16 protein-coding genes are annotated in these 19,022 nt (G+C 62.8%); 7 read left to right on the top strand and 9 right to left on the bottom strand.

What is annotated here, in order from left to right; translation table 11 throughout:
- Positions 1-70: 70 nt before the first annotated feature.
- Positions 71-2,221, bottom strand: coding sequence for a TonB-dependent siderophore receptor (locus R1T44_RS09430; protein WP_242007778.1), 2,151 nt, complete (start codon positions 2,219-2,221; stop codon positions 71-73).
- 384 nt (positions 2,222-2,605) lie between these two features.
- On the opposite strand from R1T44_RS09430, the gene R1T44_RS09425 reads away from it, so the two are divergent.
- The gene (locus tag R1T44_RS09425) at positions 2,606-3,127 is read left to right on the top strand and encodes a TetR/AcrR family transcriptional regulator (RefSeq protein WP_153635654.1); all 522 of its coding nucleotides are present in this window, start codon (positions 2,606-2,608) and stop codon (positions 3,125-3,127) included.
- Positions 3,128-3,153: 26 nt separating this feature from the next.
- Positions 3,154-4,188, top strand: a complete 1,035-nt coding sequence (locus R1T44_RS09420; RefSeq protein WP_242007777.1) for an alcohol dehydrogenase family protein — start codon at positions 3,154-3,156, stop codon at positions 4,186-4,188.
- Positions 4,189-4,360: 172 nt separating this feature from the next.
- On the opposite strand, the gene yghU is transcribed toward R1T44_RS09420, so the two are convergent.
- Positions 4,361-5,224, bottom strand: coding sequence for a glutathione-dependent disulfide-bond oxidoreductase (gene yghU / locus R1T44_RS09415; protein ID WP_153635652.1), 864 nt, complete (start codon positions 5,222-5,224; stop codon positions 4,361-4,363).
- A 384-nt stretch (positions 5,225-5,608) separates the two neighbouring features.
- On the opposite strand from yghU, the gene R1T44_RS09410 reads away from it, so the two are divergent.
- The 3 genes from R1T44_RS09410 to R1T44_RS09400 all read left to right on the top strand — a co-directional run bounded on the left by R1T44_RS09410 (position 5,609) and on the right by R1T44_RS09400 (position 7,763).
- Positions 5,609-6,178 (top strand): manganese efflux pump MntP, encoded by a 570-nt coding sequence (locus R1T44_RS09410; RefSeq protein ID WP_153635651.1) that lies wholly within the window; start codon positions 5,609-5,611, stop codon positions 6,176-6,178.
- A 237-nt stretch (positions 6,179-6,415) separates the two neighbouring features.
- Complete coding sequence (locus tag R1T44_RS09405; RefSeq protein ID WP_153635650.1) at positions 6,416-6,955, top strand: redoxin domain-containing protein; 540 nt, start codon at positions 6,416-6,418, stop codon at positions 6,953-6,955.
- Positions 6,956-7,247: 292 nt separating this feature from the next.
- Positions 7,248-7,763, top strand: coding sequence for a DUF3455 domain-containing protein (locus R1T44_RS09400; RefSeq protein WP_054556016.1), 516 nt, complete (start codon positions 7,248-7,250; stop codon positions 7,761-7,763).
- Positions 7,764-8,070: 307 nt separating this feature from the next.
- Here the strand turns inward: R1T44_RS09400 and R1T44_RS09395 are convergent, their stop codons facing one another.
- From R1T44_RS09395 to R1T44_RS09385, 3 genes are all read right to left on the bottom strand, one after another.
- Complete coding sequence (locus tag R1T44_RS09395) at positions 8,071-9,108, bottom strand: hypothetical protein (RefSeq protein ID WP_153635649.1); 1,038 nt, start codon at positions 9,106-9,108, stop codon at positions 8,071-8,073.
- Between the two features lie 257 nt (positions 9,109-9,365).
- A complete protein-coding gene (locus tag R1T44_RS09390; RefSeq protein WP_153635648.1) occupies positions 9,366-10,829 on the bottom strand; it encodes a Na+/H+ antiporter NhaC family protein in 1,464 nt (487 codons plus the stop codon).
- A 639-nt stretch (positions 10,830-11,468) separates the two neighbouring features.
- A complete protein-coding gene (locus R1T44_RS09385; RefSeq protein WP_153635647.1) occupies positions 11,469-12,041 on the bottom strand; it encodes a helix-turn-helix domain-containing protein in 573 nt (190 codons plus the stop codon).
- Between the two features lie 147 nt (positions 12,042-12,188).
- Between R1T44_RS09385 and rhtA the strand changes: the two genes are divergently transcribed.
- Both rhtA and R1T44_RS09375 read left to right on the top strand, forming a co-directional pair.
- A complete protein-coding gene (gene rhtA / locus R1T44_RS09380; RefSeq protein ID WP_153635646.1) occupies positions 12,189-13,082 on the top strand; it encodes a threonine/homoserine exporter RhtA in 894 nt (297 codons plus the stop codon).
- Between the two features lie 181 nt (positions 13,083-13,263).
- Positions 13,264-13,803: a TspO/MBR family protein gene (locus R1T44_RS09375; RefSeq protein ID WP_240548752.1), complete on the top strand. Its 540-nt coding sequence runs from the start codon at positions 13,264-13,266 to the stop codon at positions 13,801-13,803.
- A gap of 216 nt (positions 13,804-14,019) precedes the next feature.
- On the opposite strand, the gene R1T44_RS09370 is transcribed toward R1T44_RS09375, so the two are convergent.
- The 4 genes from R1T44_RS09370 to R1T44_RS09355 are packed head-to-tail and all read right to left on the bottom strand — an operon-like array spanning position 14,020 to position 18,993.
- Entirely contained in the window at positions 14,020-15,537 is a 1,518-nt protein-coding gene (locus tag R1T44_RS09370) for an ABC transporter ATP-binding protein (RefSeq protein ID WP_242007776.1), read from the bottom strand.
- On the bottom strand, positions 15,534-16,451 hold the full coding sequence (locus R1T44_RS09365) for an ABC transporter permease (protein WP_197738734.1): 918 nt from the start codon (positions 16,449-16,451) through the stop codon (positions 15,534-15,536). The genes R1T44_RS09370 and R1T44_RS09365 overlap by 4 nt, the downstream gene beginning before the upstream one ends.
- On the bottom strand, positions 16,448-17,374 hold the full coding sequence (locus R1T44_RS09360; protein ID WP_054556011.1) for an ABC transporter permease: 927 nt from the start codon (positions 17,372-17,374) through the stop codon (positions 16,448-16,450). Before R1T44_RS09360 ends, R1T44_RS09365 begins: the two co-directional genes overlap by 4 nt.
- Positions 17,371-18,993, bottom strand: a complete 1,623-nt coding sequence (locus R1T44_RS09355; RefSeq protein ID WP_317291916.1) for an ABC transporter substrate-binding protein — start codon at positions 18,991-18,993, stop codon at positions 17,371-17,373. Before R1T44_RS09355 ends, R1T44_RS09360 begins: the two co-directional genes overlap by 4 nt.
- Positions 18,994-19,022: the final 29 nt, after the last annotated feature.

The raw sequence follows: 19,022 nt of genomic DNA, 5'->3' as shown, positions 1-19,022 counted from the left end.
CTGTCTATATGTCGTGACTATCCTGGCATCTAGCCGTCCCTGGCGAGTCAGCTTGCCAGAGGGAGCCGCATTACCAGCCGACGCTGGCTGACAGGGTGATTTCCATCGGGTCACCCACCAGCACGCGGGTATCGCCGCCGCTGCCGTAGTAGTAACCCGTATCGAACAGGTTCTTCGCATTCAGCTTGAATTCGGTGTCCGGGCCGAAGAAGTCATGACGCCAGCCGACGAAGGCATCTGCCACGGTGTAGGCATCCATCGAGAAGCTGTTGTCGTCATCGCCTTCACGCTCACCGACATAGCGCACGCCACCGCCGACACGCCACTCGCCGTAGGACGGATCGATCGCCAGATCATGTGCCAGATAGAGGCTGGCCGCGTTGAGCGCCGCATTCGGCAGACGATTGCCCTCGGTGCCTTCGGTATCCTCCAGCACTTCGGTATCGGTGTAGGCGTAGCTGAACAGCAAGGAAGTGCGATCCGTCAGGGCCCCTTCGAGGCTGAATTCCAGGCCTTGCGAGCCGGCTTCACCGATGGTGCGAGTCACACCATTGTCAGTGACTGCGACGTTTTCCTTGCGGATCTGGTAAAGCGCCACGGAGGTCGCCAGACGCGGATTCCACTGACGCTTGTAACCGATCTCGTAGCCCTTGCCGAGCTCGGGGTCGAGGCTCTCGCCGCTGTCACTGTCGCTGCCATTCGGCACGAAGGATTCGCTGTAGCTGATGTAGGCGGAGCTGGCATCGTCGATGCGATAGAGCAGGTTCGCGGAGGGCAGGAACAGGTCGTCGCTGTAATCGGGGTCAGACACGAAGTCCTCGCCCTGCCCGCTCTGCTGATCGAACCAAGTGTAGCGCCCGCCAAGGCCCAGAATCCACTTGTCGGTCAGATACCAGCGGTCGCTGACATAGACCCCGATGGCCTGGGTCTCGTCGAGACGATTGCTGCGCGAGGTATTGATGTCGTCGGAGGTCACCTGGGCCAGCTGGCCGTGGTTCACGTTGGTGACGGTGGAAACCGTGACGGAATCGCCGAAATAGCGCTCATCAAGATAGTCGCGAGTGGTCTCGTAGTCCGCCCCGATGACCAGCTGGTGACGCTGGCCCGCGATCTCGACATCGCCCATGGCGTCCAGCGCCGTGTAGTGCTCGCTGCGATCATAGCCCTGGTTCTCTTCGGCGCGCACGGTCACATCGCCGCTGTCGCTGACATCGGTGACATTGGCGCGTGCATCGCTGTACTGACGACGCGTCCAGCCGTAGGTCAGCTTCATATCCCAGTTGTCGGTGACTTCCTGCTTCCACCAGGCATTGACGGACTCGTCATGGCCATAGACGCGGTTCCAGGATTCATCGAAACGCGTGCCACGCGTGACGTTGGCGGCGCTGCCGTTGTAGAAGACGGTGCCACGATCGATATCCAGCTCGTAGTCCTGGTACTCGTAGCTGATCTGGGCACTGCTGTGCTCGCCTTCCCAACGCAGTGACGGGGCGATGGTGGTGCGACGGTCATTGCCGTATTCGCGCCAGGAGTCCTCATCCTCATGGGAGAGGATGAAGCGATAGGCCAGACCGGTGTCCTCGATGGGGCCGGTGGTGTCCAGGGTGGTATTGCCACCGCCGAAGGAGCTGACCTCGCCACTGATCTCGGTGTGCGTCTCGTACTGCGGACGCTTGGTGACCATGTTGATCACGCCGCCGGGGTTCTGCTGGCCCTGGAAGAGCGATGACGGTCCCTTGAGCACCTCGACGCGGTCCACGGTCGCCGTGGTGTAGGTACGGCGCGGCTGACGGATGCCATCGATCAGCATCGAACCATCGCTGTTGCTACCGAAGCCTCGCTTGACGAAGCCGTCTTCGGTGCCCCCCAGGGTGTTGCCCAGCTGGATACCCGCGACCGGCTGCAGCGCCTCTTCCAGATCATCCAGATTAAAATCATGCGTGACCTGCTGGGTCACGACATTGATGGTGCGCGCCTGCTCGAGGAAGTCCACCGACTGCTTGTTGGCCAGGCTCGAGGCCTCGGCGCGGTAGCTGCCCGGCGCCACTTCGCCTTCACGCTCTCCGGTCACCACGATCACCGAATTCGCGACCGGCGACTCGCTTGAGGTGGCGCCCTCTGCCGCCAGCGAAGTGCCCGGCAATGCCATCAGGCTGAAGATCAGGCAGGAGAAATGTCCCTTGTTCGTGCTTGCAGCGCTATCCCGAGAATGATTTGGCACCTGAAAACCCTTTGTACGCGATGCGACAGCGTCCTGCTGAACCACACCTTTCATCAGCTCGATGAGCAGAAAGTGGCCATGACTGACGCCCCCCGCGCCAGTAAATGAGTCGCGAATGCTAATCTTTATCAAATGCTACCGCAACGAAAAGTGCGTGATTTTTCCGCGGAATGACCTGAGCTTTGCCTTATTTAACGCTCAGCAAACCTCTATTTGCGTAATTGTACTGACGTCGAACCGTCACACGCGCAATGCGCGACGTCAGACCATGGGCGCAATGACACAAGGCTTGGGAAACGCCGCATTGACACAGGGAGAATGGGCGCTCTACCCTGCACAGGTAGAACGAACACTCTCCCTCGTTGATTCGACCATGGCACCGACATGATCCAGCACGATATCGCCGCCCGCCTGGAGACGCTCTTCAGCCAGCGCGGCTTCGCAGAACCGAGTGTTGCCGAGCTCAAGGCAGCGTCAGACGTGAGTCTGCGCACCCTCTATCGCCACTTCCCCTCCAAGGAGAGCATGGTGATCGGTGCGCTTCAGCATCGCCACGAGCGCTATATGGCCTTCCTCGAAGAGGGAGTGCCCGAGGATGGCGCTGCGGCGCTCAGCCACCTCTACCAGCGGTTGGGTCACTGGATGGCGTTCGAGGCACCCAACGGCTGCATGTCGGTCAATGCCCTGGCGGCCTTTCCCGACAACCCGCAGGTGCGCGAGGCCGTCGACCGCCACAAGCACGAGATTCTCGAGTGGCTCGGCCAACGCAGCCGCCGCCCAGACCTCGCCACCGAGCTGTTCCTGATCCATGAAGGCGCCTCCTCCGCCTGGCTGGTGCTGGGCGAGAAGGCCATCGAGGCCGCACTTTCCACCACACTGACCCTGTTGGGAGCACCCCACCGATGAGCTCACTTGCCACAAGCAAAGACAGCATGCACGGCGTCTACCTGACCGGGCATGGCGGCCCGGAAGTGCTGGAAGTGCGTGACGACATTCCTCGCCCGACTCCCGGCCCGCGTGACGTGCTGGTGCGGGTCGGCGCGGCTGGCGTCAACAATACCGACCTCAACACGCGGCTGGCCTGGTACTCCAAGGGCGATGGCGAGGCAGAGGATGCCAGCTGGTCCGGGCAGCCGATCCACTTCCCGCGCATCCAGGGGGCCGATATCTGCGGCGAGATCGTCGCGGTCGGCTCAGACGTCAGCCAGGCGCGCCTCGGCGAGCGTGTACTGATCGAGCCCTGCCTGAGGGAGCACGACGGCCAGACGCTGGAGTCCGCCTGGTATATCGGCGCCGAATGCGATGGCGGCTTTGCCGAATACACCCGGGTAGCGGCGCGCCATGCCCTGCGCGTCGAGAGCTCACTCAGCGATGTGGAACTCGCCTCCTTCCCCTGCTCCTACTCCACCGCCGAGAACATGCTGACTCGCGCACAGCTTGCCAAGGGCGAGCGCGTGTTGATCACCGGCGCCTCCGGTGGGGTCGGCTCCGCGGCCGTCCAGCTCGCCAAGGCCCGTGGTGCCCATGTGATTGCCGTCACCAGCGCGGCCAAGGCCGATGCCCTGCGCGATCTCGGAGCCGATGACATCGTGCTGCGCGATCAGCCTCTCGACGAGGCGCTCAAGGGCCACAGTGTCGAGGTGGTCATCGATCTGGTGGGCGGCCCGCAATGGCCGCAACTGCTGGATATCCTGGGCTACAAGGGGCGCTACGCCGTCGCGGGTGCCATCGGTGGCGAGATGGTGGAACTCGACCTGCGCACGCTGTACCTGAAGGACTTGAGCTTCTTCGGCTGCACGGTGCTGGAACCGGAGGTCTTCCCCAATCTCGTGCGCCATATCGAGCAAGGCAACATCAAGCCGCTGGTCGCTGACACCTTCGCGCTGGCCGAGATAGCCACCGCCCAGGAGGTCTTCCAGCAGAAAGGTCACGTGGGCAAGGTCGTGCTCAAGGTCCGTCAGGACTGAAAGCGCCCTGCTCGGACGACTGGCCAGAACGCAAAAGGGCTACCCGATGGGTAGCCCTTCCTGTGACTGAACGCTCATTGCTCGGCAGTCATTACTCGACGGGCATTGCTTGAAGGTCATTACTCGACGGTCACTGCCAGACGATCTCTGTCTAACGATCACGTCGCGATAATCAGTCGCTACGCTTGTCTTCGGTGTTGGTTTCGAAGTCACTCGCCGAGTGGCGCTCGATCAACTGCTCCTGCGGCTCTCCCCAGAAACGATTGACCATGCGACCCCGCTTGACCGCCGGGCGTTCGGCAATCGACTTGGCCCAGCGCTGCACGTGCGTGTAGTCCTGCACGGAGAGGAACTCGGCAGCGTCATAGAGCTTGCCTTCGACAAGTGCGCCATACCAGGCGTAGATGGCGATATCCGCGATGCTGTATTCGTCACCGGCGATGTAGGCATTGTCGGCCAGCTGACGATCCAGCACGTCCAGTTGACGCTTGGTCTCCATCGCGAAGCGGTTGATCGGGTACTCGAGCTTTTCCGGGGCGTAAGCATAGAAGTGGCCAAAACCACCGCCCAGGTACGGCGCAGAGCCCATCTGCCAGAACAGCCAGTTCATGACTTCGACACGCTTGGCGGGGTCTTTGGGGATCAAGGCGCCGAACTTCTCGGCCAGATGCAGCAGGATGGAGCCGGATTCGAACACGCGAATCGGCGTCTCGCCGCTTCTGTCCATCAGCGCGGGAATCTTGGAATTGGGATTGATCGCGACGAAATCACTGCCGAACTGATCGCCCTCGCCGATACGGATCGGCCAGGCATCGTATTCGGCGCCGCTATGCCCGAGCGCCAGCAGCTCCTCGAACATGATGGTGGCCTTCACGCCGTTGGGTGTCGCCATGGAGTAAAGCTGGAAGGGATGCTCACCGACCGGCAGCTCCTTGTCATGCGTCGGGCCCGCGATCGGCCGATTGGTACTGGCGAACTTGCCGCCACTCTCGCTTTCCCATGTCCAGACCTTGGGTGGCTGATAACTGTCGCTCATACCCTTGACTCCTTGGCATCCTGTTGAAGCTTCAAGACTGAAGTTTCAAGACTTCGGTGACGTCAGACACGTCGGCTTGGTGCCGCTCTGACTCGGTAGACAAGTTATGAAGGTCAAGCGCTCGTGACACAAGGGGATGAAATGACAAGATTTTGTTGCTAGTATGCCACCAGTTTTTGGGGAGTAGCCCGCTCTCGTCACCCAACGAGAGTCTCGGATGTCAACATAGTCGGCAGGCATTGCCGTGGCACCGAGGACCCGCCTATCCGATCATGCCCGTGATCAGTCAGGACGAGGTTCGGCGAGACCAATGACAGTCAGACGCTTCCGGCCGGTGGTGTCTTTCTGTTATTGACTCGCAACCGGCCTGGAACATCCTGACTCATGCCTCTGCTACCGACATTTCTGCTCGCCTTCTCCATGTCCTGCGACGCCTTTGCTGCCGCCTTGTGCAAGGGAGCCGCCATACGTCGTCCCTCTCTGAAAGACGCCCTGCGTATCGGCCTCATCTTCGGGGTCATCGAAGCCATCACGCCCATGATCGGCTGGCTGATCGGTCGCTCACTGGCCGTCTACGTCGAACAGTGGGACCACTGGATCGCCTTCGCCCTGCTGCTGCTGCTCGGTCTGCACATGATTCATGAGGGGCTTTCCAAGGACGAGGAAGACGAGGACTGCACCACGCCGCAGTCGTTGCCCCGCCTGATGTTGACCGGCCTTTCCACCAGTATCGATGCCATGGCCGTGGGTGCCGGGCTTGCCTTTGCGGGCGTGAACATCGTCACCACTGCGCTGGCGATCGGCACCGCCACCTTCGTGATGGCCACCACCGGCGTGATGCTGGGCGGTGTGCTGGGCAAGATGGTCGGCAAGCGCGCGGAAATCATCGGTGGCCTGGTGCTGATCGGCATCGGCACGACCATCCTGCTGGATCACACCGGCTACCTGGGTTGATCCTCTGCTGAAAAGCGCCCCGAACGGCCCCGTGGCGGCCCCTGGCGATGAACGCACCCTCGTGTTGCGCCAAGGGGCCCTTGAAAACCCTGACAATGGCGTCATTCAAGGGGGACGCATGGCGTATCCTGTCGCTGGTCATTCAAGGCGCTTGATATCCAGACACGTGATATCCGCCGCCTGATCAGCTGTGACATGAAAGTCAACGCCGTGATCTTCCAAAGGGAGCCAGATTGCATGTATACACGCAAGCTTCATCCAGGCAGTGAATTCCCGGCCATCCAGGTCAAACGCAGCGACGGTGAGGCACTGACCCTCGGCAAGCCCCAGGGCGAACATGACTGGCAGCTGGTCGTGGTCTATCGCGGCAAGCATTGCCCGATCTGCACCAAGTTTCTCAACAAGCTGGAGAGCGATCGCGAGCGCTTCAGCGCCCAGGGCATCGATCTGGTCGCCGTGTCTGCCGATGATGAGCAGCAGCTCACGCAGCATCGCGAGTCGCTGGAGGTCAACTTCCCGCTCGCGTATGGGCTGACCCTCGAACAGATGCAATCGCTGGGACTGTTCATCTCGACGCCGCGCAGCGAAAAGGAAACCGATCACGACTTCCCGGAGCCTGCCTTCTTCATCGTCAATGGCGAAGGCAAGATCCAGATTCAGGAGATCGCCAACGCGCCCTTCGTGCGCCCTGATCTGGATACCCTCATAGGTGGCATCGAGTTCATCCGCAAGCCGGATAACGACTACCCGATTCGCGGCACCCGCGATTACGACTGAATCCTTCAGGGTTCACGCCGTCACACAGACGCCCCGCAGCCTCGTGCTGCGGGGCGTCTGTGTGTCTGGGCCTGTTGCTTGCCACCTGGCTTTCACCTTGCCCGCTTTGCGCTTCTGGCCTCTTTTCATGACGCCGCTGATAGGCGCTGAAAACAGGCCACGAAAAAACCACGAAAAAAATCTGATCCCGTGACATCCAGACGAGAAAGGCCAGCGTTATGAACAGTGCAAGGGAGACAACGACACACCTGCAACCGCTAGCTGAACCTTATCTGTCTACGGAGTCGTCAAGATGAAAACAATCGCCTGTATCTCTGGTATTTTCGCTGCCCTCGCATTGAGCCCGCTGGCTCAAGCCATGGAGGTTCCCGAGAGCGTCACGGTGCCAAAAGGCAATGAAGTCGCCATGGAAACCGTCGGTGTCGGCAAGATCAAATGGGCCTGCGAAGCCAAGGACGATGGCACCATGGGCTGGGTCTTCAAGGGTCCGGATGCCGCTCTGAATGATGCCGATGGCAAGCAGGTCGGCAAATACTATGGTCCGCCCGCCACCTGGGAGTCCATGGATGGCTCCAAGATCACCGGCACACAGCTGGCGGTTGAGCCCAACGGCAAGGGCAATATTCCGCTGCAGCTGGTCGAGGCCAATCCGGCCGAAGGTGAAGGGCATATGCAAGGCGTCACCTATGTTCAGCGCCTCAATACCCAGGGCGGTGCCGCACCTGACATGGCCTGCGATGAAGCTCACAAGGACAAGGTCGAAATCGTGATGTACCAGGCCGATTATCTGTTCTACAAGGCCATGTAATCTCAAGCCTTGAATAGAATGGATTCACCACTCGATGTCGTGTAACAAAGCGCATTGACACAGGGAAGGTGAGATCATGAAAAGCCCCGGCATGCACAGGCATGTCGGGGCTTTGTCGTCATCAATCCCGGCGGGGAAGTAATGATTCAGCGTGGAGCTCAACCAGCAACGCGCAGGCGATAACAGAAGTGCTAACAGAGAAGATCAGGGAGGCCATCACGAAGACAGTCAGCCCCCCATTTCGGTGCAAAAGCCGTGAGTTTGTTTCCCCGGCCTGTGAACCGATCTCTAATCCAGCGAGCTGCCGTCAGACCAGCGCCAGCATTGTATAGGGCGCTTCACAGGAGTGGCGCTCATCGCGTTCATCCACGCTACCCAGCTCATGGTTGCGATCATTGTCATAGACCACGAACAGCCGTTCGCGATCCAGTACCGCAAGCCCCTCCGCCTTGTGCTCGAACTCCAGCACGCGACCATCCTCATGCGTCACCAGCGTCGGGGATTTGCCTGCATGGAAGTCGGCCAGCGACAGCACCCACAGATAGCCCCCGATCACCTCTTCACTGCCCTGCTCGGTCTCGAAGCTGGTTACCAGATAGAGGCGTGCGTGATAGGGGTCATATTCCAGGCTCGAAAGACCACACTCGTGATTCACGCCCTCATACTCGGCGGGATCAAACGCATAGACGTCGTGAAGGTCCTCGATGAACTCGATATTGTCGCTGTCGGTCATGGCATAGCGCGCCCCGATGACGCGTCGCACGTACGCGAAGTCATCATGCGAGTTGCCTTGTTCGCGCACCCCGAACAGGATCAGCCCATCACCCTTGTCACTCGGAACGACCGCCAGACCTTCGATCTTGTAGTACGGCTGGCCAATGGCCGCCTCCAACTTCTGACGAAATTCCAGTGAGCCCTCGACCCCGTCACGCGGGTCCGGGTCGACCACCTGCACCTTGCCCGGCTCACCCAGCGGCCAGATCAACAGGTGGTTGTAGGCATTCAGGGCATGGCTCTCGCTGTCGATACGATCAAACCCGGTGGTTGCCAACATGTGACGGCCATCGGTGGTCAGCGCGAAGTCTTCATACTTGACCGCCTGACGGATCAACGGCGTGGTCAGATACTCGAGCTGACTGTCATCGGGCCCTTGCGAATCCAGAGGCAAGGAGAAGACCGCCGAGCGTCCCTCGCCCGGAATCGGCTTGTCACTCGCCATCAACAGACGCTCGCCGTCATAGGCCACGGCGGAAATCTCGGCGTTCACCAGCTTGCCCTCCTCATCCTTCAAGCCGGCCGGAAAACAATGGATCGTGCCCTGTTGCGTGATACGTACCTTCGCCATGCATGGCTCCTTGAAATGAAACGTCATGATATTGGGACAGGCCATGCGGGATTGAGTTCGAGGCAATGCACGCCGCCTTGCGATAGCTGGGCCAGTGACAGGGACATACCCAGAAACTGAGACAGAAGCAGAAAAGCGTCTGCCAGACACCACAACGCCCCGCGAGACTCCATCAGTCAGGAGTGTCGCAGGGCGCTGTGTGCATCAAGCCTCAAACGTCAGGGCACTGGCTTGCGTACAGGCTAGCGGTGTGCGGCTCACACTTCCCTGGCCGGCGCCGCCAGCACCGTCTCGTGATTGCCACCTCCAGCGGCTGCGGCCTGCTGTGTGTGAGTGCTCTGCTTGCGAGAGCTGCGCGCACGCCAGGTGATGGAGATGGCCAGCACCACCAGCATCGCCCAGGGGTAAGGCGTGAAGAAGGACGCCATGGCACTCGGCGCCGCGACGCCCGCCTCGGCGGCACTGGCAGCGATCACCTGCTGCCAGACGGCCACCGCGATATGCCAGGGCAGCAGGAAGAAGACCGTGCAGACGGCGCAGTCCATCAGGTTGGCACTGCGCTCCGGCGCGATCCCGAACTTCTCGGCCAGCTTGCGCACCAGCCCGGGGCCGACCAGCAACAGTGCCGGCGCATTGGCGGACAGCGGGATGGACGCCGCGACCGTCACCGCCACGATGCCTGTCTCGGCCCCCGTACGCGACGTGATCAAGCTGTCATTGGCCTTGTCGAGCAGACGACGCATCAGGCCGGCATCCAGAATCACCTGTGTCAGCGCCAGCACCATCAGGGCGAACAGCACGGCGCCGGTCACCGAGGCGATGCCATTCTCGATCAAGCCGGTGCTTTCACCGCGCTGTGCCGGCAGCGCAAAGATATCGTCCAGACTGATGGCGCCGATCACGAGAGCGCAGAGCATGGCGACCAGATTGCCGAAGAACATCGCTTCGATGATATGGCGACGCTTGAGGGCCAAGCCGACCACCACGGCCAGAGGCAACAGCATGACCAGGCCGAGCGCATTGCCTGATGCCAGCGCAGGCACCTCGGTCAGCGCCGTCTCGCTACCACCGGCCACCAGGAAGATCACCACGCAGATGGCCGCCGCGGACAGTGCCAGCGGCAGACGCGTGCGAATGACATCCGCGACCTGCGCCCCCTGGGTGAAGGACGACACGATGGTGGTATCCGAGACTGGCGACAGATTGTCACCGAAGGCAGCGCCCGAGAGCAGCGCCACCGCCAACATCGTCGGGTCCGCGCCCAGCATCACCCCAGCCGGATACAGCACGGGGCCAAGGCCGATGACAGTGCCCACGCTGGTACCCGTACCCAGCGAGAACACCATGCAGATGGCGAAGGCGAGCACCACGAAGACACCTCCGGTGGCGCCCATCGAGGCACCAATCCATTGCAGGCCATCGATGAGCCCACCAGCCATCATCAGCTTGCCGAAGACCCCGGCGAGCAGCCATAGGGCAATGATGGCGGTCGCGGTGTGGTTGCCCATGCCACGCAGCAGGCTCTCGCAGTAGGCCGAGCGGTCACGACACAGAAAGAGCCCGACCCCCATCGCCAGCCAGGCGCAGGCCCAGAAAGGCTGGGTGCCTGCACGCTCGAATACCGAGAGGTAGATCAGCCCCGCCACCAGCACCATCAGCGGCACCAGGGCGCCCACCACACCACCCCGAAACACCAGTTCCTTCGTGTCCTGTTGCTGCATATTCCTGTCCCTCACACGCGAGTCTTGTTATTGGAGTCATCCTTGCCTGGCGGGCCTGCACATGACGGCCCAGGCCCCAGCCAGACAGCCACAGGCTATGCGAGCCACTTGCGTGACGACCAATGCCAAAATCAGTGGCAAGCGATTACTTTTTCACATGACCAAGCAATCTCTCTGCCAAACATTAGAAAATCAGGAATTTCACATACTAAAGCGCTAACAAGCCAGTGATCTGTCAGGGTGCTGCCGCATCAATCAGCGTTGCCGCAAGGCAGTATTGGTGAGAGACAATATTGGCGGGAGAAAGTCTTGGAGAGAGACCATCCTGGCGAGAGGTATCAGCTGCGAAAGCTCGCTGAGCTGGGGCCTTGAGGCAGAACGCGGTTCAACACTCGCCCCTGCAAAGGCTTGCAGGGGCGCATGCGGACAAGTGAAACGCCGGAATGATGATCGTGGGTGAAGGCAGGACTGACGCCAGCGCCGCGCGGGAGCGCAGCTTGTGATCGGCAGATGCGCGATAAAGGGGCACGCATTGATCTTTTGCACCGATCCTCTACACCGACCCCCTGCACCATCTTCATGAATCGAAGAGTCAGCGCAGGAGCCCGGACACATGGCAGTTCACTTCATGCCGGGTGATCAGTGCAGCACGTTGCGGATGAAGCGCAGCATCCCGGTGCCCGTGTTTTGGTAGCGGTAGGCCTGATCACTGGGATAGACATGGAAATCCCCGGCGTGAATGACGATTTCCTCACGTTCCAGCGTAAGGGTCAGCTCGCCTTGCGTGACCACCAGCATCTCATGCCAACCGGCATCATCGGGCGCGGAGTCATAGTGCTCGCCGGGGGCGAGGGTCCAGTCCCATAACTCGACTTCCTGGGTCGCCGGCTTGCTGGCCAGCAGCACCGCGCGACTTTCGGGCGCCTGCCCGACCCACGCCACCTCATTGATGCGTGCCGAGTCTTCGCTTTCCGGGGGCTGCACCAGCGCGTAGAAGAGCACCCCAAGTGCCTCGGCGAGCTTGTCGAGCGTGCCGAGGCTGACATTGACGTCGCCCTTCTCGATGTTCACCAGCATGCGGCGGCTGATCTCGGCCTGATCCGCGAGTGCCTGCTGGCTCAGCTCGGCGGCCAGACGCAGACGGCGAACATTGGCCGCGACATGGACCAGAACATCGGGTCGATCTTTACTGTTGTGCAATATAGTGCGCATCCGTACAATCCCGCTGACGATGAGGGAAGCCGGCATCCCACTGGCCTCAAGCTCCCTTCCCTTGCTACCTCAATGTCCCTGAATCATGCCGCATGTGTTCTTGACTGACCATGCCCGTCATCCACTGGATCGCTCAAGGAGACTTCAATGTCCATTGCCGTCGCCGCCTCCTCTTCTCGTCTGTGGCCCGTCGCCATGCTGCTGGTTGCCATGTGCTCGATCCAGAGCGGTGCTTCGCTGGCCACTTCCCTGTTCCCGATGATCGGCGCGGCGGGCGCGACGGCGATTCGTCTGATCATCGCCTCGATTCTGCTGCTGGCCATTCTGCGCCCGTGGCGCAAGCCGGTGACGCGCAAGGCCTGGAAGTCCATCACCATCTACGGCGTGGCGCTGGGCGTGATGAACCTGCTGTTCTACCAGGCCCTCAAGACGGTACCGCTGGGCATCGCCGTGGCACTGGAATTCACCGGCCCGCTGGCCGTGGCGCTGCTGAGCTCGCGCCGCTGGATCGACCTTGGCTGGGTGGCACTGGCGATCACCGGGCTGGTACTGCTGCTGTTGCTGGGTGAGGACACCGCCGCGCCGATCGACCCCGTCGGTGCCGCCTTCGCCCTCGGCGCTGGCCTCTGCTGGGCGCTGTATATCCTGTTCGGCCAGAAGGCCGGCGCAGGCAATGGCACCCAGAGCGCGGCGCTGGGCATCACGATCGCGGCGGTGGTCGTCGCGCCCGTCGGCCTGATGGAGGCCGGCAGCGCCATGTTTTCGGTCGATATCCTGCCGTTGGCACTGGCCGTCGCGGTGCTCTCGACCGCGCTGCCCTACACCCTCGAGATGGTGGCCTTGCCGCGCCTGCCGACCCACACCTTCGGCACCCTGATGAGTCTGGAACCCGCCATCGGGGCGCTCTCCGGCCTGCTGTTCCTCGGTCAGACGCTGGGCATCTTCCAGTGGCTCGCCATCGGTCTGGTCATCGCCGCCTCGGTGGGCACGACGCTGACCGGTCGCAGCAAGGAAGTCTTCGATGGACCGGTGCCGGATTGAGGATGGCGCTGCCGCCCGCAGCTGAGCCGTTCAGATGTTCCGTTCAGCTGAACCGTGCAGACGTACCTCTCAGCTAAACCGTTCATGTACACCTTTCAGGAAGAACGGGACGGTGAACCAAGACGCAGCGTGGGATATCGTGTCTTTCTCTATCACGCTTTTCGAGACAGGAGACCGCCAGATGACATCGCCACGTTCCGCGTCTTCCTCACCCTCCGCTGCACGCTCCACCGCCCAGATGGTGGTGTGGTTCGGGTTGAGCTTCCTCACTGCCGCCATCGGCGCGCTGGCCTCGGTTGACGCGAAGACCTTCTATGCAAGCCTTACCCAACCGGCCTGGGCCCCGCCGGCGGGGGCCTTCGGGCCGGTGTGGACGGCGCTGTTCGTGATGATGGCGCTCGCCGCCTGGCGTGTCGCGCGCGATGGCTTGCATGCCAGCAATGGCTTCCGTTGGCGCCATCGTCTGGCGCTCGGGCTGTTCGTGGTGCAGCTGGTCGTCAACGGCCTGTGGAGCTGGCTGTTCTTCGCCTGGCATCTCGGTCAGGCGGCGTTCATCGACGTGCTGGTGCTGTGGACGCTGATCGCCGTCACCCTGATCGCCTTCTGGCGTATCAGTCGCCTGGCCGGGCTGTTGATGCTGCCCTATCTGGCGTGGGTGACGCTGGCCAGTGCGCTGACCTGGTCCGTCTGGCAAGCCAATCCGGCCCTGCTGGGCGGCTGAACCCTAAGCGACCGTCCTGACGGCAGATGAGCGGCCAGCACTCGGGCCCCGACGCCAGAACATCCCCCGCAGATACCAAACGCCAACGCCCGGCCGAGACTCCTGCAGAGTCTCGGCCGGGCGTTGGCGTATCAAGCGTCGTCTTTCTAGTGCAATTCTTGCTGTTGCGATGATGCCTTGCGGTCCTCTGGTGCCGCCGTGCGGGCAGGTGAGCGATCAGATCTCCTGACGCGCCTTCAAGCGACCTTCCTCTACTACCAGCACGCGATCCGCGACCTTGCGCAGCAGTGCCGCATCATGACTGACCAGCACCAGCGCCGTGCCCTGCTCGCGCACCATCTTCACCATGCAGGCGATCACCTCCTGCTGGACCAGCGGGTCGAGGCGTGAGGTCGGCTCATCGGCGAACACGAAGCGCGGCTTGATCAGCATCAGACGCAACAGCGCGAAACGCTGCAGCTCGCCACCCGAGACCTGTCCCGGCAGACGCGAGAGCAATTCCGGCGCCAGGCTCAGTTGCTCCATCAGCTGCGGCAGCTGGCTGTCGTCGAGACCATGGCGTGCGCTGAGATCCTTCAACAGCCGCCCCAGTGTCCGGCGTGGCGGGAAGGTCGCCACGGGGTCCTGGTAGAGCTTCTGATATTCCAGGCGTTCGGCATGCTGGACCACGCGTCCTGAATGCGGTGGCAACAGGCCGAGCAGTGCATCGCCCAGCGATGACTTGCCACAGCCTGAAGCGCCCTGGACGCCGATGATCTCACCGCCCTTCACGCTGAGTTCCACGTCACGCAGCAATGTGGTGTCCCCGCGCGCGATGGTCAGATTCTCGGCGCGGATGATGGTCTCGCCTGCCGCCTTGCCATCACGGCTTGCACTGTCGGCTGCCGGCTTGAAGGCGGCCTCCGGCCAGGCCTGCGGCGCGGCATTCACCAGGCGTCGGGTATAGGCATGTGTCGGCGCGGCCAGCACGTCACGCGTAGCGCCCTGCTCGATCACCTGCCCCCTGCGTACCACCATCAGCCGGCCACCGATCTGGTGCGCCAGCGCCATGTCATGGGTGATGACCATCAAACCAGCACGCGGTGTCTCGGCCAATGACTTGAGCAGCAGCTCGCCGATCTCGCTGACGCGGGCGGCGTCCAGCCCCTTGGTCGGCTCGTCGGCGATCAACAGCGGTGCGCCGCCGGCGCGGGCGGCCGCAAAGGCCACACGTTGCGCCATGCCACCGGACAGCTTGCCCGGCAGCTGCTCGCTGGCCGCGGCGACACCCAACTGCTCCAGATCACTGCGCGCGGCCGCGTGGGAGGCCTGTGCCGAACGCCCCGCGACCAGTCGATATGCCTCACCGACCTGACGAATCACCTTCATCAACGGGTCCAGCGCCAGCCAGGGCTCCTGGGGCAATACCGCCAGGCGGCGACCCCAGAGCGGGCGACGATTCTCTGGCGTATGCAGAGGATATGGCTCGCCGTCGAGCCACAGGCTGCCGGAGGCCACAAGCTCCGGGGGCAGCGTGCCCAGCAGTGCCTGAGCCAGCAGACTCTTGCCGGACCCCGTCTCACCGATCACCACCAGCGGCTCTCCCGCCTTGAGCGCAAGCGAGACAGGCTCCAGCAGCGCCGTCTGCGCGCCCTGGACCCGCACGCTCACATCCTCGGCACTTAGCACCACATCATCCGCCGTTGCCCCATCCCGCGTGTGAGAGGCTGGCGTGGTCATTGTCGCGACATTCATGGGCGCGCTCCTTCGAGGGTGTCCGCGGCGGTTGACGTTCTGGCCTTGCTGCCGGACATCAGCAACAGCCCCAGCAACAGCAGGAAGGTAACCAGCACCGGCGTCAGCAGCGCGAATGGCGCTTCACGCCAGTACGGCAACAGCTCGACCATCATGGTGCCCAGCTCCGGCGTGGGCTCCGGAATGCCGACATGCACGAAGCCCAGCGCGGCAATCGCCATCAGGGCGTTGGCCATGCCGAAGGCCATCGCCGTCATCATCACGGGTGCCATTTCCGGCCACAGGTGATGACGAAACCGGTACCAGGCCCCGAAGCCCAGCAGACGGCTGGCCTCCACACCGGGACTCGCCAGCACGCTGCGACCGGTGGCGCGAGCCAGGCGGAAGAATTCCACCCACAGCACCAGCGACAGACCCAACCACAATGCCAGCGGCGTCGACGGCAGGATGACGCTGACCATCAGCACCAGCAGCAGCCCCGGCAATGCCAGCAGGCTGTCTGCCACCAGGCTCAACAGGCGCTCGGCCCAACCACCGCGTCCCGCGGCCAGCAGGCCCAGCGAAATGCCCGAAAAAGCCGCCAGAATCACCGCCCCCGCGGCAATGGAAAGCGACAGCCCGAGCGCCGCCACCAGGCGGTGATAAAGGGAGCGCCCAAGGTGGTCATAGCCCAGCGGGGCGCTGGTGATCACCTCGCCGGCGTCAGAGACACCGACGGCATCCGCGCCCTGCAGTGCACGATAGAGATGCTGCTCCAGCGGGTCTCCCGGTATCACCAGATTGCCCAGCAAGGCCAGCAGCACCAGACTGGCGACCATCGCGGCCCCGATCACCCGGCGCAACGGCCAGTCAAGACGTGGACGACGCACGGCTTCCACGCGCTGCGGCGCAAGCCCTTCCACCACCTGATTCATTTCACACCCCGTGGGTCCAGTTGGCGACCCAGCAGATCGACCAGCAGATTGATCAAGACAAAGCCGACGCCCAGCACCAGGGCGGTGCCCTGCACCATCGGCACATCGCGCGAGAAGATGGCGTGCACCAGCGCATGGCCGATGCCCGGCCAGCCGAAGATGCTCTCGATCACCACCACACCCTCCACCAGGGTCACGAACTGCAGTCCCAGATAGGTCACCAGCGGCAAGGCCACATGGCGCAGGCCGTGACGCCAGAAGGTCTGGGCGTTGCTGAGGCCCTTCCAGCGCGCGAAATCATGAAAGGCCGTCTGGGTGACGGCGGCCATGGCATCACGTGCCAGGCGTGCCGATACCGCTGCCAGCCCGAGCGCCAGCGTCATCGCCGGCAGAATGAAGTGCTGCGGCTCACCGTGACCGGCGGCCGGCAGCAGGCCCATCTCCACCGAGATCAGCAGGATCAGCACCAGCGCCAGCAGGAACTGCGGCGTGGCACGCAGCAGACTGCAGACGGCCAGCAGGCTACGGTCCAGCCAGCCACCGGCACGCAGACCGGCCAGCAGCCCCAGCGGCGGGCCGATCAGCAGCGAGATGCCCAGCGCCGCGCCGGCGAGCGACAGGGAGTTGCCCAGCTGATGACGAATCTCCACCCACACCGATTCACCGGAAATCAGCGAGGTGCCAAGCTCCAGGCGCAGGATATCGCCCAGCCAGTAAAGGAAGTGCAAGCCGCCCTGTGCCTCGAGGCCCAGTTCGGCGCGTACCGAGGCCGCAGCGGCCGCATCCAGCGCATCATAGCCATAGCGGCCGGCCGCGATACGCCAGGCGGCATCGCCGGGCAGACTCTGCATCATCAGATAGCTGGCGCCGCCGACCATCAGCACCACCATCAATAGCTGCAACAGACGTGAAGGGAGATTCATTGTGCCCACCGCAATTCTGAAAGGCAGAAACTACGCTCCCAGGGATCTACCTGAGCGCTTTGCAGTCGATTGGAGATCGCCAGGTTCTGGTAGTACCAGGCGATGGGGATCACGGGCAGCGCCCGCTGGATCACGCCGCTGGCCTGGGCGCGCGGGTCCTGCCCTGCCGGTGTGGGCCCATAGCCCTCGCGTGCCATGCGCTCAAGCTCGGCGGTGAAGTCCGCATCGAACCAGCCCATCGCGCCCCAGTCGCCACCAGGGGCCTCGGGGGTTCCCGCGTAATCGCTCAGCACGTTGCCGATGGGGTCCGGCACCATGGCCAGATTGCGCGCGAACAGCGCCATGTCGAGGCTGCCGTCATGATGGCCGGCCGGAATCGCCGAGAAGTTGGTGATATCCAGACGTGTCTGGATGCCGATGGCGTGGAACTGGCGCTCCAGCACCGTGGCGACCAGCGGCAGCTCCGGACGGTCCGAGAAGGTGATCAGGCTGATCGCGAGGCGCTGGCCATCCTTGTGGCGGATACCCTCCTCGCCGACGGTCCAACCTGCGGCGTCCAGCAGTGCACGCGCCTCGGCGACGTCCTGATGCAGCTCGGGCAGTGCGGGGTCATGCCAGCCTTCCACCATCGGCGGGAACAGCTGGCTGGCGCCACGCGGATAGCGCAGCACGACCTGAGCGATGGCGGTGCGATCGATCGCCAGACTCAATGCACGCCGTACAGCGGGGTCCTGAAAGGCCGGATGATTGGCGTTGACCTTCAACAGCATCGTGCGCGGCGTCGCGGCCGCTGCCAGAGTCACACGCGGCGACTGGGAGAGACGCTGGCGACTGGCGGGGTCCAGCCCATAGGTGAAGTCGGCATCTCCGCTCTCGGCGATCAATGCCCTGCCCTCGGCGCGGCTCACCGCCTGATAGCGCGCCTGGCGCACCTCGGGCTGCGGGCCCCAGTAGTCCTCGAAGGCGGTGACTTCCAGGCTCAAGGGCGGCGTCATGCGCAGCATGCGATAGGGGCCGGTGCCGATGACCTGCTGGGCGGTGCCCGTCTCATCGAAGGCTGCCGGCGCGAGTATCTGCTGGCGATAATCGGCCAGATAGGCGGGCAATGCGGCGAAGGGCTCGCTGAGGGCAATCACCAGCGTCTGGGCATCTTCGGCGACGATCCGCTCGACCGGCACCGACTTCAACAGACCCGGCTTGGCACTTGCGATCTCGAGCACCTGACGCGCCACCTCGGCATCCAGCTGGCTGCCATCATGGAACTGTACGCCGGAGCGGAGCGTGAAGCGCCACTCCAGGCCGTCATCCGAGACCTCCCAATCGGTCGCCAATCCCGGCTGCAGCTCTCCCGTGGCATCCACCTCGACCAGTGTCTCGACGATCTGCATGCGCTGGAAAAGAATGCCGCTGAGCAGCGGGTCCGCCCCCTTAATGTCGAAGGGCGCGACAATCTCCAGACGTCGTGTGTCAGCCGCCGACGCTTGCGCCGCTGAGGCATCTTGCGCATGGCTGGGCTGCACCACGGCCAGGCTCAGCGCGACGCTGGCGACGGCCAGCTGCCTGCGATCGTGAAGGAAGGTTCGGTATTGCCACCGAAGCCTTGAGAGCAATTTGACCATCGATATCGCGAGTCCCGAGCAAGAGCATG

The organism is Cobetia amphilecti, assembly GCF_032923285.1.
GTDB classification, from domain to species: domain Bacteria; phylum Pseudomonadota; class Gammaproteobacteria; order Pseudomonadales; family Halomonadaceae; genus Cobetia; species Cobetia amphilecti.
The sequence above is the reverse complement of the archived record's forward strand: the minus strand, read 5'-3'. Positions and strand labels throughout refer to the sequence as shown.